This is a genomic window from Bacillus cereus group sp. Bc010, from assembly GCF_027716745.1.
GTDB classification, from domain to species: domain Bacteria; phylum Bacillota; class Bacilli; order Bacillales; family Bacillaceae_G; genus Bacillus_A; species Bacillus_A pacificus.
Map to the genome: position 1 here is coordinate 1 of NZ_JAQFUY010000057.1, position 15,639 is coordinate 15,639.

The window sequence follows — 15,639 nt, forward strand, 5'->3', positions numbered from 1 at the left end:
GAACCACAAGTGGAAGAACAACCAATGCAGCAAGTGGCAGTAGAACCACAAGTGGAAGAACAACCAATGCAGCAAGTGGCAGTAGAACCACAAGTGGAAGAACAACCAATGCAGCAAGTAGTGGTAGAACCACAAGTGGAAGAACAACCAATGCAACAAGTAGTAGTAGAGCCACAAACAGAAGAACAACCAATGCAACAAGTAGTAGTAGAACCACAAGTAGAAGAACGCCCAGTGCAGCAAGTGGTAGTAGAATCTCAACAAGTACAAAAGCCAATTTCAAGTACGGAAGTAGAAGAGAAAGCATATGTTGTAAATCAAAGAGAGAATGATGTGCGAAATGTATTGCAAACACCACCGACGTATACGATTCCGTCGTTAACATTGCTATCGATTCCGCAGCAAGCAGCGTTAGATAATACGGAATGGTTGGAAGAACAGAAAGAATTATTAGATACAACGTTTAATAATTTCCACGTTGGCGCACATGTTATTAATGTATCGCAAGGTCCAGCAGTAACTCGTTTTGAGGTACAGCCAGATCCAGGTGTGAAAGTAAATAAAATTACAAACTTAAGTGATGATATTAAGCTAAGTTTAGCGGCAAAAGATATTCGTATTGAAGCACCGATTCCAGGGAAGAGTGCGATTGGAATCGAAGTTCCAAATAAAGAAAGCAAGCCAGTATTTCTTCGTGAAATTTTAAGAAGTCCTGTGTTTACAAAGAGCGAATCACCGCTTACAGTTGCGCTTGGACTTGATATTTCAGGTGATCCAATTGTAACGGATATTCGAAAAATGCCACACGGACTTATTGCGGGTGCAACAGGTTCTGGTAAAAGTGTGTGTATTAACGCCATTTTAACGAGCATTTTATATAAAGCGAAACCGCATGAAGTGAAGTTAATGTTAATCGATCCGAAGATGGTTGAGCTTGCACCATACAATTCTGTTCCACATCTTGTAGCACCTGTTATTACGGATGTAAAAGCAGCGACAGCTGCATTAAAATGGGCAGTTGAAGAAATGGAGCGCCGTTATGAATTATTTGCGCACGCAGGAGCTCGTGATTTAACTCGTTACAATACGATTGTAAGTGAGCGAGAAATTCCGGGAGAGACATTGCCTTATATCGTTATTGTCATTGACGAGTTAGCCGACTTAATGATGGTAGCACCTGGTGATGTTGAGGAAGCAATTTGTCGTATTGCGCAAAAGGCACGTGCTTGTGGTATTCATTTATTAGTAGCGACGCAGCGTCCATCTGTAGATGTTATTACAGGTTTAATTAAGTCAAACATTCCAACGCGTATTGCGTTTACTGTATCATCTCAAGTTGATTCGCGTACGATTATTGATATTGGGGGCGCGGAGAAATTACTTGGCCGTGGTGATATGTTATTCTTAGGGAACGGTACATCTAAGCCAGTTCGTGTACAAGGTGTATATGTATCGGATGATGAGATTGAAAAGACAGTTGATCATGTGAAAAAGCAAATGAAACCGAATTACTTATTTAAGCAAGAGGATTTATTAGCGAAAACAGAACAGGCTGAGTCGGAAGACGAATTGTTCCTTGATGCATGTCAATTTGTTGTAGAACAAGGGGGAGCGTCCACATCTTCTGTACAGCGAAAATTCCGCATCGGTTATAATCGCGCGGCACGTCTCATTGAAGAGATGGAATCGCAAGGAATTATTTCTGAAGGTAGAGGAACGAAGCCAAGAGATGTCCTTATTTCTGAGGATGAATTTGCCGCTATGCAGGAAACAAATGTATAGTAAACGGTTTTGCTGTATACTAAGAGAAAATGTTGGATAGTAAAGTAGGGAGTAAAGCGACATGAAAGAAATTGAATTAAAATTAAAAGGTGAAATAAATAGACTAACAAATAAAACATTTAAATTTGACGAACGCGTTGGAGAAGGTTGGTTCTCTGCCGTTTACTTTTTAAAGACTAGAGAAATCATCGAAGAATTTCGCCCGAAAAGTGTTGTAACGATGCAATTTTTCCAAAAGGAAAATGCAGTTCTTTGCGGAACAGATGAAGTCATTGCATTGCTACAAACATTCGCTAAAAATCCTGAGGAACTTGAAATTAACTCTTTAAAAGATGGCGATAAAATTAGTCCATTTGAAACAGTGTTAACAATTCATGGTCCTTATGAAAATTTCGGATTTTTAGAAGGTGTCATTGATGGGATTTTAGCTCGTCGTACATCGGTTGCGACAAACGTATATAACGTTGTCCAAGCTGCGCGTAGCGTAGATAAAGAAAAACCAGTTATTTTCATGGGAGATCGTGATGATCATTATACACAACAAGCTGGTGACGGTTATGCAGCATACATCGGAGGTATGAGCGCACAAGCGACGCATGCGATGAATGAATGGTGGGGCAAAAGTGGTATGGGGACGATGCCTCACGCATTAATTCAAATGTTTAATGGTGATGTTGTGGAAGCAGCAAAAGCATATCATAAGAAATTCCCAGAAGACGAATTAGTTGTATTAATTGATTACAACAATGATGTTATTACAGATGCACTTCGTGTAGCGCGTGAATTTGGATCAACATTAAAAGGTGTACGTGTAGATACGTCCCGCACGATGATTGATCAATACTTCATTCGCCACCCAGAAGTACTTGGAACATTTGATCCACGTGGTGTAAACCCATCGCTCGTATTCGCACTTCGTAAAGCACTTGATGAAGAAGGATTCCAGCATGTAGACATCGTTGTAACTGGTGGATTTGATGAGAAGCGTATTCGTGAATTTGAAGCTCAAAACGTACCTGTTGATATATACGGAGTAGGAAGTAGCTTATTAAAAATGAATATTGGCTTTACTGGTGATAATGTAGAATTAAATGGAAAACCAGAAGCGAAAGCTGGTCGTAAATATCGTCCAAACCCACGTTTAGAGCGTGTTCAATTAGAAAAAAGAGAAGATATGTAAAAGAGAGAAAAACTGATAGGTGATTGACCCTATCAGTTTTTCTGTTATCATAGTATAGCGGCTTCTTTTTTGCTATAATGGATTTGTTATGGACATAAAAAAGAAGTACGTACGAGTTTATCCTGATAAGTGAAGGGAAGAATAACTTCACTACATCAAAAATGTATGATGATTACCAAAATAAGAAAAGATTCATATACTGTCTTATAGATAGGCCGTTGTATTAGTTCGAAATGTTGGAGGTTCTTTAAGATGACAGTTTACCATTTTGTAGGAATTAAAGGAACAGGAATGAGTTCATTAGCGCAAATTCTTCATGACATGAAGCATACTGTTCAAGGGTCTGATTATGAAAAGCGTTTCTTTACACAAACAGCGTTGGAAAAGCGTAGTATCTCGATTCTTCCTTTTGATAAAAGTAATGTAAAAGAAGGACAAGTGATTATTGCAGGAAATGCATTTCCTGATACGCATGAAGAAATCGTAGCAGCAAAAGAATTAAATATCCCAGTACATCGTTACCATCACTTCTTAGGTGACCTTATGAATCAATACACAAGTGTTGCTGTAACTGGTGCACATGGAAAAACATCAACAACTGGTTTGTTAGCCCATGTAATGCAAGGTGCACACCCTACATCTTACCTTATTGGAGATGGAACAGGGCATGGGGTAGAAAATAGTAAGTATTTTGTATTTGAAGCTTGTGAGTATCGTCGTCATTTCTTGTCTTACAATCCAGACTATGCGATTATGACAAACATTGATTTTGATCATCCGGATTATTTCACAGATATCAATGATGTATTCAGTGCATTCCAAGAGATGGCATTGCAAGTGAAAAAAGGCATTATTGCATGTGGAGATGATGAAGAACTTCAAAAAATTCAAGCGAAAGTACCTGTTATTTTCTATGGATTTGGAGAAGATAATGATTTCCAAGCACGTAACATTCAAAAGAGAACAGATGGTACTATTTTCGATGTATTCGTTCGTAATACGTACTATGACACATTCAAAATTACAGGATACGGCAACCACAGCGTATTAAATGCATTAGCAGTAATCGCGCTTTGCCATTATGAAAATGTTGATGTAGAAGCAGTTAAGCATCAGCTAACAACTTTTGAAGGCGTAAAACGTCGCTTTAATGAAAAGCCAATGGGAGAGCAAGTTATTATTGATGACTACGCACACCATCCGACAGAAATTAATGCAACGATTGAAGCAGCTCGTCAAAAACATCCAGAGCGTGAAATTGTCGCTGTATTCCAGCCACACACATTCTCACGTACAGAAAAGTTCTTAGATGAGTTCGCGGAAAGCCTAAGCAAAGCTGACCAAGTATACTTATGTGATATTTTCGGATCAGCGCGCGAAAACAAAGGTGAATTAACAATCGAAGATCTGCAAAAGCGTATTGACGGTGCAGAATTAATTACAGATACAACAACGGATGTATTAAAGAAACATAAAAACGGTGTTCTCATTTTCATGGGAGCAGGAGACATCCAAAAATTCGAAGCAGCTTACGTAAAAGAAGTTCAAGTTGCAGAGAAGTAATAAAAAAGACGCATAGCTTAGCTGTGCGTCTTTTTTTGTTGTGTTGTAGGGTGTAGTAATGTTGTCGAATCGTCGATATATTTTAAAAATCGTTGATATATTAGATGGGCATTTTCTATTTAGAAGTGTTAGAATAATAAGAAAAATAAAAAGGGGAGCTAAAAAACATGTTCACACTCCGGGTAGACGACGAAATCGAATTACAATTATTAGAGAAGCATCATAAAGAGGAATTATATCAATTAATAGATCAAAACCGTAACCATTTAAGAAGATGGCTTCCTTGGGTAGATGGGACGAAATCTGCTGATGCTTATAATGAGATTTGTCCGATGTGGTTAAAGAAGTTTGCAGAGGGAGACGGTTTTGAAAGTGGCATACGTTATAAAGGAAAGCTCGTTGGGATGGTAGGTATTCATCCAGTGAGCTGGGGGAAGAAAGCGGCAAGTCTCGGATATTATCTTGCAGAAGATGCTGGTGGGAAAGGTATTATGACGCGTAGCGTGAAGGCTGTACTTCACTATGCATTTGAGAATTTAAAATTGAATAAAATGGAAATTAGATGCGGTATTGAAAATGTGAAAAGTCGCGCTATTCCAGAACGTTTAGGGTTTAAGTTAGATGGTGTTTTAAGAGATGAAGAATGGTTATACGATCATTTTCATGATGTCGCAGTATATAGTTTACTAGCTTCAGAGTGGAAGGAGATTCGATGAACGGGAAGATACGCATTATTCCGTATGAAAGTACGTTTCAAGATGAAGTAGTAGATCTTATCGTTCATATTCAGCAAAAAGAGTACAATGTTCCCATTACGAAAGAAGAGCAGCCGGACCTGCTTGAAATAGAAACATTTTATCAAAGGAATCATGGCAACTTTTGGGTAGCAATTTATGATGGTAAAGTAGTTGGAACAGTAGCTTTATTAGATATTGGGAATCATCAAGTAGCGTTAAGAAAAATGTTCGTAAAAAAAGAATTTCGCGGAAAAGAGTGGGGCGCATCACATCAGTTGCTCCAAACAGCAATTTTGTGGGCTGAGAATAAAAAGCTGAAAGATATTTACTTAGGAACGACAGTTAAATTTTTAGCAGCACATCGCTTTTATGAAAAGAATGGTTTTCAAAGTGTGAGTATAGATGAGTTGCCAAAAAGTTTTCCAGTGTTGCAGGTGGATAAGAAATTTTATAGATATATTGTTTAAGAAGGTCATGTAGAAATGGCCTTTTTTTATTACTAAAATGGAAAAAGTGGTATAATTTAGGTTAGGGGGTGCGTATATGAATTTTCCGATTCAAAGAAGTAAGTCAGTAGTCATTTTCGTTTGTCTCACGTTAGCTTTTATGTTTGTGTATCCACTTGTCATGATTGTCACAAATAAAGAGCAGTGGATGACAGCGTTAATTGGAATGGGTTTATGCTTCCTTGTAAATGTACCACTCGTTTGGGAAGTATTTATTAAAAAGCATAAAGTAGAAAATGGTGTATTAAAGTACGGTATTTTAAATGATGATATCGTATTGAAAGAGATAAGAATCATTCGTCAAGTTGGGAAGTCTCTAGAAATTACGACGAATGCGTATAAAGTACATATGGTGGCGATGCCGCAACATATGACTGAATTCTTGGCGCTTATCGAGAAAGAGAACCCACATGTGAAAATAGAAATGACAGGTAAGAAATGAAATATGTAAAACCTTTGTTTTGTTTGGAAATATTGCTGGTGATTGTTATTTGCACTAGGGGATATATGAAATGGGATCTGCCTTTATATGTACCAATATTAATAGGTACTATCGCAGTGGTGCTTTTATATTATTTTCATTTTCAGCAAACGAAAGGCGAGAAAAGTAGCTCTATATAGTTAGGAGAATTAGAAATGAAAAAAGTCCTTATGTTATTTGTATTTCTGCTAACCGCATCTTTTCTTTTACTAGGATGTAGTACGAAGAAGGAAAAGACGAATCTAAACTTAGAAAAGGCACAAAAAGTTGAAATTGAATCACTTACTGATTCAAGTGAAAAGAAAGTAATTACCGATAAGAAAGAAATTGAAAAGCTGTTTGAAGTCATGAAAATGAATAAGTGGGAAATGCAGTCGGCTCCTTTAGATACTCCGCAAGGGAAAACATTTAAAATGTATCAAGAAGGTACAACAAAATTATCGGAGTCGAGTAAAGATAAAAAGGAATTACATGAAATTGGTACGATGACAGTATATAAAGATGTCCCGTATGTTGAAGTTGAAATGAAAAATAAGAAAATGAGTTTTAAAGTGCCAGAAGATGTGGCGAAAGACTTATTAAAGTATTAAAAAAACGCTCGGAAAAAATCCCGAGCGTTTTTCATTATTTTAAGTTCTCTGGGTTTAAAGCTTCTAATTCAGGTACAACGAATCGTCCGTCTTTACGGATTAGTACGTCGTCGAAGTAAATTTCGCCGCCGCCGTATTCAGGACGTTGGATGCACACTAAATCCCAGTGAATGTTCGAGTTATTGCCGTTCCATGCATCGTCGTAAGCTTGTCCAGGAGTGAAGTGGAAGCTGCCATCGATTTTTTCATCGAATAGGATGTCTCCCATTGGATGTAAGATGTATGGGTTTACGCCGATTGCGAACTCACCAACGTAGCGTGCGCCTTCGTCTGTATCGAAGATTTTGTTAATGCGCTCTGTATCGTTTGCAGTTGCTTCAACGATTTGGCCGTTCTCGAACTTAAGTTGTACATTTTCAAATGTATAACCGTTGTAAGGAGATGGCGTGTTGTAAGAAACTGTACCGTTAACAGAATCACGAACTGGTGCAGAGTATACTTCACCGTCTGGAATGTTTAAATGACCTGAGCATTTAATTGCTGGAATGTCTTTAATAGAGAATGTTAAGTCAGTTCCAGGACCAGTTAGGCGCACTTTATCTGTTTTATTCATTAATGTAACAAGGCTATCCATCGCCTTATCCATTTTACCGTAGTCTAAGTTACAAACTTCGAAGTAGAAGTCTTCGAAAGCTTCTGTGCTCATTTTAGCAAGCTGCGCCATAGAAGCATTTGGGTAGCGAAGAACAACCCAGCGTGTTTTTGGAACGCGAATGTCTCTATGAACTTTCTTACCAACTGTTTGACCATGAATTTGCATTCTTTCACTTGGCACGTCAGCTTGTTCGTTAATGTTATCGCCAGAGCGAAGACCGATATAAGCGTCCATATCTTTCATTACGCTTGCTTCATATGCAGCGATTTGTTCAAAATGTTCTTCAGTAGCACCCATTAATAAAGAGCGATCTACTTGATGATCTTTTAAAGAAACGAATGGGAAACCACCAGCTGCATATGCTTCTTTTACAAGTGCAGTTACAAGTTCTTTTTGTAAGCCAAAGTTTTCAATTAATACTTTTTCGCCTTTTTGTAAGCGAATAGAGTAGTTAATTAAATTGTATGCTAACTTTTCAATACGTGGATCTTTCATATGTAAAGCCTCCCTACTAATTATGTATCCTCTCCTATTGTAACCTACTTAGTGGAATTTGTTGAATCATTTATGTTAAAGTTAACGAATAAGTATGAAAATTCTAATGAAAAGATAGGGATTAGAACGAAACGGAAAATGATTGTATAATAGGAGAAAGTATGAAAAAGATAAAGGAAGTGATGAAATGCAAGTTCTTTTATATGTAAGTGCGGCTATTATCGCGGTTGCTTTCGCTGTATTAGTAGTGTATGTATGCAGAACGTTGTTATTGGTTCAGAAGACGTTAGAAAACGTTGCAAGCACGTTAGAAGGTTTAGAAAAGCAAATGCAAGGAATTAGCGTAGAGACGGAGCAATTATTACATAAAACAAATGCGTTAGCTGATGACATTCAACAGAAGTCACAATCATTAAATAAAGTAGTATCGGGTGTAGATGGAATTGGAACGACAATCCATTCCTTAAATACGAAACTTCGTAATGTATCAGAGTCTGTTACGGACGAAATTGAAAATAATGCAGATAAAGTAGCGCAAGTTGTACAGTGGAGTAGTGCAGCAATTGAAGTATACAATCATTATCGTGCGACAAGACAAGAGAAAAAGGTTGAAAAAGAAGAGCGTAAATTAGAAAGACTTGAGAAAAAAGCTGAAAAGAAAGAGAAGCGCTCTAGACTTCGTATGAGAGGTGAATCGTAATGAATATGACAAAACTTGAAACAATTGAAGAGCTCGAAGTATTAATAGAAAAAAACGAGCCTTATGTTCTTTTTAAACATAGTACGACATGCCCGATTAGTCATGGTGCCTATACAGAATTTCAAGCTTATTGTAGTGAAGAAAGAGCGGTACCAGCGTATTACTTATACGTACAAGATGCGAGAGATGTTTCGAATCGTGTTGCAGAACAGTACAGCATGAAACATGAATCTCCGCAAGTGTTATACATAAAAGATGGGATGGTAGTATGGAATACGTCTCATTGGAACATTAAAAAAGATGTTTTAGAAGAGAATATTAAGTAAAAAGAAGCAAGCGAAAGGTGCTTGCTTCTTTTTTTTGTTTTTGTTGAAATATATTTAATGGTAAACTGTTAATAGTTCAAACTAAATAACTAGATTGTTGAAAGTAGGTTTTAAGTAATGAAGAAAATGGCATTATCTTTCGCAGTCGTAAGTTTATTACTAGGAGCTTGTAGTAATGATACGATTAGTAAGAAGGATGAAGTTATACAGAAAGATACGAAAGAAAAAAGCATGATTCCGAGAACTGCTGTTTCTAAAGATTATTATAGAACTGTAATTCCTTTAAAAGAACAAAAGGTTATAAATACAGCTAATGTAAAAACAAATTCTAAATTAGATTTAGCAGAGTATGAAAATGGTTTAATGAATATTGCAAAAGAGCAATTTGATACAGAAAACCATGTGCTTCAATTAAATCAGTATGTTCCTGAGAAGTTAGTTGATGAACTAGTCGCAAAAGTAGAAGCACCCGTTTTGACAAATATTATAGAACAAGACTATTTCGGGAAGCAGAATTCAAATGAATTAAGTTTATCTGGCGTTGTGATTGGGTTAGCAATGTCGTCAAGTGTATCAAATGAAGAAGCGCTTTCTAAAGGAACTGAAGTGGCTGGACAACTTATAGAAGCTATTCATAAAAATGGCAAGTATAATAAATCCCCAATTACGTTTGCTATCTTTAAGCAAGAAAGTACAAGTTCTTTAAAAAATGGCACGTATATTGCTAGTGCTACCGTTCAAAAGAATGATACGAACCTTGGAAATTGGAATGCGATTGAAGAAAAAGCGTATTCATATCCTTCTGACGAATTTACACAAGTGCATGGAGAAGATAATGAAAAAATAAATAAATTTGCTGAGGCAATGAAAGGTTTTTCTCCTGGAGACTTTATCCCAGTAAATGCTAAAGTTTCTTATAAGAAAAATCAAATGGATACATTAAATATGGATATTGTTATTAAATATAACGGTAAAACAGAATTAATGGCTCTTACTCAACTCGCCGCTCAAAGTATGTTAGACCAATTACCAAAAGATGCAAAAGTACAATTGCAGATAAAGTCCGAGAATAAAATTGAGGCAATTGTTATAAAAGAGAAAAACAGCGATAAACCGTTTGTTTCCTTCTTGTAAAAAAAGACAGTGTTTAAACTGTCTTTTTTTACTGTAAATGAAAGGGGACGATGGGACGGAGCGACGCGTAATATGCTTCATATTTCTGCTGTACTGATTTCAAAGAAAGAAACCTATTTACCCCTTGCATTGTCGATGTAACGTATTCTACAGGGGGATGTGATCTTCTATTGCCAATTGTGGAGTAATTCTAGGTCCAGCGCGTCACATGCCTATCATTGTCGATTTTTGTTGGTAAGTCGATATATTTGGAAAATCGCTGATATATTTTAAGTTGCGGTCGATATATTTGGAAAATCGCTGATATATTTCGAGTTGCGGTCGATATATTTAAAAAATCGCTGATATAAATTTCATGTACTATCGTACTGCTTAAAATAAGGTTTCTACTTATGAAACATCTATATTTTTACAAAAAATGCCCTTTTTTTCATAAAAAATACGAAAATACGAGAAAAGAAGCGAATTTTTTCGAAACTTTTGCGGGAAAATATTGTATGAGCCTGCGTTTTTATCGTATCATTAGTAAAAGGAAGAACTCGGGACGATTGGTGGCATCTGCAAATAGAGTTGATGTCTTTTTTTCATTCAAGTAACCGATACATAAAAATAGATAACAAAAATAGAAGGAGTGTGCGATGAGATGAACGTAACAATATATGATGTAGCGCGTGAAGCGAACGTTTCAATGGCTACCGTATCACGCGTTGTGAACGGTAATCCAAATGTAAAGCCTACAACAAGAAAGAAAGTATTAGAAGCAATTGATCGTTTAGGATACCGCCCAAATGCGGTAGCACGTGGACTAGCAAGTAAAAAGACAACTACAGTAGGTGTTATTATTCCTGATATCTCAAATACGTTTTATGCAGAACTTGCTCGTGGAATTGAAGATATCGCAACAATGTACAAATATAACATCATTTTAAGTAACTCTGACCAAAACAAAGAGAAAGAGTTCCATTTATTAAATACGATGCTTGGAAAACAAGTGGACGGAATTGTTTTCATGGGTGAAGATATTACAGATATTCACGTTGAAGAATTTAAAAAGTCTCCAGTACCAATCGTATTAGCAGCGTCATTTGATGAGCAAAATGAAACGCCATCAGTAAACATTGATTATACACAAGCGGCTTACGACGCAATGAAGCACTTTATTGAACAAGGACATAAGCGTATCGGTTTCGTCTCTGGTCCTTTCATTGATAAAGCGGGAAGCGCGAAGAAGTTACAAGGTTATAAAAAAGCTTTAGAAGAAGCAGGTATTTCATATGATGAAAATCTTGTAATCGATGGAGATTACACATATGATTCAGGTATCGAAGCATTCGAAAAGCTTTGGGGCCTTGATGAAAAGCCAACAGCGATCTTCGTATCTTCTGACGAAATGGCACTAGGTGTAATTCACGCAGCACAAGATGCTGGATTAAATGTACCAACTGATGTAGAAGTACTTGGTTTCGATAATACACGCCTTGCATTAATGGTTCGTCCACAACTTTCAACAGTTGTACAACCGATGTATGATATCGGTGCAGTAGCAATGCGTCTATTAACAAAGTATATGAACAAAGAAAAAGTGGAAGATCACACTGTTATCTTACCTCACCGTATCCAATTTAGAGATTCAACGAAGTAAGTATAAAAAAGCTCACAGCGATTGCTGTGAGCTTTTATTCGTATTCAGGATAGTATTTTTGTAAGACTGTATCCACTGTTTCATTTTTCTTAACTTGTAAAAATCTTGCGTATAATTCTTTTCCCGTTTCAAATGGTGTATCGTCTAATTCAAACACATGCAATACTTTTCGAAACGTCCACGTTATTTGCTCACCGTACATATTATCGTACGTATGCTCAGAATGTATAGCGATTTGTTCACCTAGTGCATGGGCCTCTTCCAAGCTGTGTGCCTTAACAAGAATAATACTTTCTTCAAAAAGTGTATCACAATCCTTTTTTTCATAATCCTTATCAATTTTTGGAGGATCAGGCTCACCAGAATGAACAGATTCAAACAATAATTTTACAGCGTACATATTATGCTGCATGTTTCACTTTATAAATAATACTTGCGACAAGCGAAGCAGGTATTGTAAATACGTTACTTTGATAATGGTAATGTATTTGGGATTCTTCATAAGACATGTTGTCATATAGTTCGTTTTGTGACATATTCATTTTCTTCTGTTTTTCTTTGAGTATTTTAATGTAGTTATACTGTATTGGGACGAGAATGATGAAATAGGCTAATACGATTAGTGAAATCCAGATCATTATGAACACTCCCTTATAAAGAATATTTGTATATGATAATTATATCAATTAATAGGAAAAATAACCATTTTTTTAAAAAGGGAGATTAATTCTTTTTCCAAAATGCAAAAAGTTCTTCAGGACTTCGTAAATGATGTTCAAGGCATATTTGTGCAGTGTGTTTAAAGCTTTGTATCAAACTCTCTAACCTAGAAGGGTCATATTGTTTCACATTGCCAGCAATAATAGTTTCATCTTTTTCTAAATTAAGTGATATTTTTAGCAAAGTTCTATTTGTTTCTAGTTGTACAATTTCGATATAAAAAAACTTTTTGTCTAAGTCAATTGTAATATAATCATATCGCTCTACTTGTTTAAAGTATCCTACAATATCATCTTCCAATTGAAATCCTCCCGAGTTCTATAGCTTATTTGGGAGACTTCTCTATATGACTGTATAATTCCTTGTTATATGTCACATAAGTGCAAATTTAACTATTATAGGGCAATGTCATGTATAATAGAAAGAAAAGGCTTGTGAGGGGGGAGAAGAGATGATCGTTCTTTGGATAATTACGCTTTGTATGACTGCTATTTTTGCATATATGACGTTAAAACAAAATGGTTTAAAGCGATTTGTTCCAGGAAGTATTCTTGCAGGAATTGCCCTTATCACGTATGTAATTTCTATTTTTATTGAAAGTGTATCAGTGGATATGAGCACAAGTTTAATGTTTATCGGTATTACACTATTTGCAAGTAGTATTATGGTACTTATGGTTGCTGGTATTATTTTATTTATTCATATGAATTCGGAAACGTTATAGCATATAGAAAAGGCATGTCCCGATGGGACATGCCTTTTTATCCGTTCAATTATGCTCTATCTTTAGAAGAGTTTTGTTGTTTTAATAAGTCGCGAATTTCGCTAAGAAGAACTTCTTCTTTTGTTGGTTCTGGAATTTCTTCCTCTTTTTCTTCTTCTTTTTTAGATGTTAGTTTGTTGAACACTTTAACAAACATAAAGATAGAAGCTGCAATAATTAAGAAATCAAAAATTGTTTGGATAAAGTTACCATACATAACAGCAGATTTACCGTATCCAAAGTGTAAACTTGTAAAGTCAACGCCACCTAATACCATACCAAGTAATGGTGTAATAATATCTTTTACTAAAGAACTAACGATTTTACCGAATGCCGCACCGATTACAACCCCGACAGCTAAATCAACGACATTCCCTTTGAAAGCGAACTTTTTAAACTCGTTCCACATGTGTTAATCCCATCCTTTCCACGATTCATTATGAAATTTATAATTCCTATCAACATATTCTATAGAAATTTGCGTGAGAAATAAAGAGGAAATGGGAATGAAAGTAAATTCTGAAAAATGTATCCGTTTTAATTTTTGTTTACATCATTCAGAAGAGATTGCAACATTTGCTGCGTTTTTAATCCTTCTAATCCATCTACAACAGGCTTTGTATCTCCTTGTACACATGCAATAAAATGATGAACAGCATCTTCAAAACCACGTTGTTTTAACGTCGTATCCCATGATGGGGAACCAATTTGAGAAACTGTATTTTCTTGCTCAACTTCAAATGTGTTCATGTTTTTTACGCGAATGATTTTTCCTGCTGTGACAAGTTCAATTTGTTCTAAATTTGTACCGGCATGGCGGTGCATTGCGGTAGAAAGTAACATTCCATTTGCAGTTGTATATGTATGATGTCCGTAAAGAAGTTCATTCTTTTCATTGATTTGCATCATATTATGAACGACGTTAAGCTCATCGTTAGCTAACCAGCGAGCAGTATCTACAATATGTAAGTAATCATCTAACATCGTAAAGTCGTACGTATATGGCCCGACTTTATTTGTACGATGCTTTTCAATTCGAATCCATGAAATATTATGAGCTTGCTCTTTTGCCGCAACATACATAGGAACGAAGCGGCGATTAAATCCAACCATTAACTTTCGGTTATACTTTTCGCTCAACTCAACTAGTTTCTCAGCTTGTTCTACTGTAGCAGCTAGCGGCTTATCAACATAAACATCGATTCCTTTTTTCAGAAGTTCAGAAACGATTTCATAATGCGATGCAGTTGAACTATGAACGAAGATTGCATTGCATTCTGAAGCTAACGTTTCAATAGAATGGAAGTCTTGTATGCGGTATTGCTGGCAAACTTGTTTCCTTTTCTCTGCATTAGGTGTAAAAGCCCCTACAAAATTCCAATCTGTTTCTTTTGTAAGTGTTGGAAGATAGGCTTTTTGTGCGATACTTCCAAGTCCAATCATCCCAATTTTAGGTTTGTTCATATGTAATCCCACCCTATTCATATTGATATAACGGGTTAAATGTAGCATAGAGCGGGGGAGGAAGGCAAAAATTAGCTTTTTACTTATGTCCTTCTAGCAAAATCTTTTCTATCTCTTCAAAGTTATGAGCACGTTGCAATGGAGGGAACATTATCATTGCCGTGCATGTCTATAGCTGTAAGTAAAAGTATATATAAGGTAATTTATGTTAAAATGTAAAAGGGGATAAAACATCTGTGCCAACACACAAGATAGTTTGAGAGGGCGTGCAACATTTTGGGGGATATATTAAAAGATAATAAATCACACAAGGCTTTAAAAATCGGAACTAATATCATACTTATTTTATTAATTATCGGTGCAATACAAATGTTTTATGATGAAGACCCTACAAATGATCATTTCGGTGGGTTATTTATGATGGTCTTTTTTGGAATTAAAATAATTTCTAGTTTTATGATGAGTATAAAAGAAGGAGATAAAAAGTCGATATTCATTGATTTAGGTTTAGTGACTTTTTGTGTTCTTCTTTTAATTGTTACTAGTTGAAATACTTCTTTTGAAAAAAGCTCATAGTCTTATAGAGACTGTGAGCTTTTCTTAATAATAACGGTACTGATGTAACAATTTATAAAATGTTCGAGTAGTAGAAGTAAACTGATCAGCTTCTTCCAAAAAGGGATAATGGTTACTCTCTTCAAATGTCACAAAAATAGAATTACGTATGCCCTCATGCATCTCGATAGAATACTGAATCGGGCACTGCACATCGTATCTTCCGCATATAATAAGCGTCTTTGTTTTCATAGAAGGTAAATGTTCTCTTGACACTCCCACGGCTAAAGCCGCAAGCTGACTAACGTCAGTGGGATTCTTGCTACCAAAGGCGACGTCTATTTCT

The 15,639-nt window shown here is 36.1% G+C and carries 21 protein-coding genes; 14 read left to right on the top strand and 7 right to left on the bottom strand.

Annotated elements, in window-relative coordinates:
• The 8 genes from PDQ68_RS27400 to PDQ68_RS27435 all read left to right on the top strand — a co-directional run.
• Positions 1-1,782, top strand: a 1,782-nt coding sequence (locus tag PDQ68_RS27400) for a DNA translocase FtsK (RefSeq protein WP_270787136.1), incomplete at its 5' end; no start/stop codon positions are given.
• A gap of 61 nt (positions 1,783-1,843) precedes the next feature.
• Positions 1,844-2,962, top strand: coding sequence for a nicotinate phosphoribosyltransferase (locus tag PDQ68_RS27405; RefSeq protein WP_000658369.1), 1,119 nt, complete (start codon positions 1,844-1,846; stop codon positions 2,960-2,962).
• 252 nt (positions 2,963-3,214) lie between these two features.
• Positions 3,215-4,525 carry a UDP-N-acetylmuramate--L-alanine ligase gene (murC, locus tag PDQ68_RS27410; protein WP_000219470.1) on the top strand — a complete coding sequence of 437 codons (1,311 nt, stop codon included), beginning with the start codon at positions 3,215-3,217 and terminating at the stop codon, positions 4,523-4,525.
• A gap of 167 nt (positions 4,526-4,692) precedes the next feature.
• A complete protein-coding gene (locus PDQ68_RS27415) occupies positions 4,693-5,241 on the top strand; it encodes a GNAT family N-acetyltransferase (protein ID WP_061183817.1) in 549 nt (182 codons plus the stop codon).
• Positions 5,238-5,729 (top strand): GNAT family N-acetyltransferase, encoded by a 492-nt coding sequence (locus PDQ68_RS27420; RefSeq protein WP_061183818.1) that lies wholly within the window; start codon positions 5,238-5,240, stop codon positions 5,727-5,729. The genes PDQ68_RS27415 and PDQ68_RS27420 overlap by 4 nt, the downstream gene beginning before the upstream one ends.
• A 76-nt stretch (positions 5,730-5,805) precedes the next feature.
• Positions 5,806-6,210, top strand: coding sequence for a PH domain-containing protein (locus PDQ68_RS27425; RefSeq protein WP_061183819.1), 405 nt, complete (start codon positions 5,806-5,808; stop codon positions 6,208-6,210).
• Entirely contained in the window at positions 6,207-6,389 is a 183-nt protein-coding gene (locus PDQ68_RS27430; RefSeq protein ID WP_061183820.1) for a hypothetical protein, read from the top strand. The genes PDQ68_RS27425 and PDQ68_RS27430 overlap by 4 nt, the downstream gene beginning before the upstream one ends.
• Before the next feature lie 15 nt (positions 6,390-6,404).
• Positions 6,405-6,839, top strand: a complete 435-nt coding sequence (locus PDQ68_RS27435) for a hypothetical protein (protein ID WP_061183821.1) — start codon at positions 6,405-6,407, stop codon at positions 6,837-6,839.
• Between the two features lie 34 nt (positions 6,840-6,873).
• Here PDQ68_RS27435 and PDQ68_RS27440 read toward each other — a convergent pair whose 3' ends face one another.
• The gene (locus tag PDQ68_RS27440) at positions 6,874-7,989 is read right to left on the bottom strand and encodes an aminopeptidase (RefSeq protein WP_000654739.1); all 1,116 of its coding nucleotides are present in this window, start codon (positions 7,987-7,989) and stop codon (positions 6,874-6,876) included.
• Positions 7,990-8,176: 187 nt separating this feature from the next.
• Here PDQ68_RS27440 and PDQ68_RS27445 point away from each other — a divergent pair, with 187 nt between their 5' ends.
• From PDQ68_RS27445 to ccpA, 4 genes are all read left to right on the top strand, one after another.
• Positions 8,177-8,689 carry a DUF948 domain-containing protein gene (locus PDQ68_RS27445; RefSeq protein ID WP_080444181.1) on the top strand — a complete coding sequence of 171 codons (513 nt, stop codon included), beginning with the start codon at positions 8,177-8,179 and terminating at the stop codon, positions 8,687-8,689.
• Positions 8,689-9,015, top strand: a complete 327-nt coding sequence (gene ytxJ, locus PDQ68_RS27450) for a bacillithiol system redox-active protein YtxJ (RefSeq protein ID WP_001057460.1) — start codon at positions 8,689-8,691, stop codon at positions 9,013-9,015. Before PDQ68_RS27445 ends, ytxJ begins: the two co-directional genes overlap by 1 nt.
• A gap of 117 nt (positions 9,016-9,132) precedes the next feature.
• Positions 9,133-10,149: a CamS family sex pheromone protein gene (locus PDQ68_RS27455; RefSeq protein WP_061183823.1), complete on the top strand. Its 1,017-nt coding sequence runs from the start codon at positions 9,133-9,135 to the stop codon at positions 10,147-10,149.
• Positions 10,150-10,792: 643 nt separating this feature from the next.
• Positions 10,793-11,791, top strand: coding sequence for a catabolite control protein A (gene ccpA, locus PDQ68_RS27460; protein WP_001103311.1), 999 nt, complete (start codon positions 10,793-10,795; stop codon positions 11,789-11,791).
• Between the two features lie 34 nt (positions 11,792-11,825).
• On the opposite strand, the gene PDQ68_RS27465 is transcribed toward ccpA, so the two are convergent.
• From PDQ68_RS27465 to dhp61, 3 genes are all read right to left on the bottom strand, one after another.
• A complete protein-coding gene (locus PDQ68_RS27465) occupies positions 11,826-12,191 on the bottom strand; it encodes a DUF4288 domain-containing protein (RefSeq protein WP_061183852.1) in 366 nt (121 codons plus the stop codon).
• Between the two features lies 1 nt (position 12,192).
• Complete coding sequence (locus PDQ68_RS27470) at positions 12,193-12,429, bottom strand: DUF3949 domain-containing protein (protein WP_000637879.1); 237 nt, start codon at positions 12,427-12,429, stop codon at positions 12,193-12,195.
• Positions 12,430-12,514: 85 nt separating this feature from the next.
• The gene (gene dhp61, locus PDQ68_RS27475) at positions 12,515-12,811 is read right to left on the bottom strand and encodes a protein Dhp61 (protein WP_061183824.1); all 297 of its coding nucleotides are present in this window, start codon (positions 12,809-12,811) and stop codon (positions 12,515-12,517) included.
• A gap of 151 nt (positions 12,812-12,962) precedes the next feature.
• On the opposite strand from dhp61, the gene PDQ68_RS27480 reads away from it, so the two are divergent.
• Entirely contained in the window at positions 12,963-13,235 is a 273-nt protein-coding gene (locus PDQ68_RS27480) for a DUF3917 domain-containing protein (protein ID WP_000636591.1), read from the top strand.
• Positions 13,236-13,284: 49 nt separating this feature from the next.
• On the opposite strand, the gene mscL is transcribed toward PDQ68_RS27480, so the two are convergent.
• Positions 13,285-13,683 carry a large conductance mechanosensitive channel protein MscL gene (gene mscL / locus PDQ68_RS27485; RefSeq protein ID WP_000267012.1) on the bottom strand — a complete coding sequence of 133 codons (399 nt, stop codon included), beginning with the start codon at positions 13,681-13,683 and terminating at the stop codon, positions 13,285-13,287.
• A gap of 128 nt (positions 13,684-13,811) precedes the next feature.
• On the bottom strand, positions 13,812-14,738 hold the full coding sequence (locus PDQ68_RS27490) for a Gfo/Idh/MocA family protein (protein ID WP_061183825.1): 927 nt from the start codon (positions 14,736-14,738) through the stop codon (positions 13,812-13,814).
• Positions 14,739-15,014: 276 nt separating this feature from the next.
• Between PDQ68_RS27490 and PDQ68_RS27495 the strand changes: the two genes are divergently transcribed.
• The gene (locus PDQ68_RS27495) at positions 15,015-15,287 is read left to right on the top strand and encodes a hypothetical protein (RefSeq protein WP_061183826.1); all 273 of its coding nucleotides are present in this window, start codon (positions 15,015-15,017) and stop codon (positions 15,285-15,287) included.
• Positions 15,288-15,338: 51 nt separating this feature from the next.
• On the opposite strand, the gene PDQ68_RS27500 is transcribed toward PDQ68_RS27495, so the two are convergent.
• A partial coding sequence (locus PDQ68_RS27500; RefSeq protein ID WP_270694763.1) for an alpha/beta fold hydrolase occupies positions 15,339-15,639 on the bottom strand: 301 nt, incomplete at its 5' end.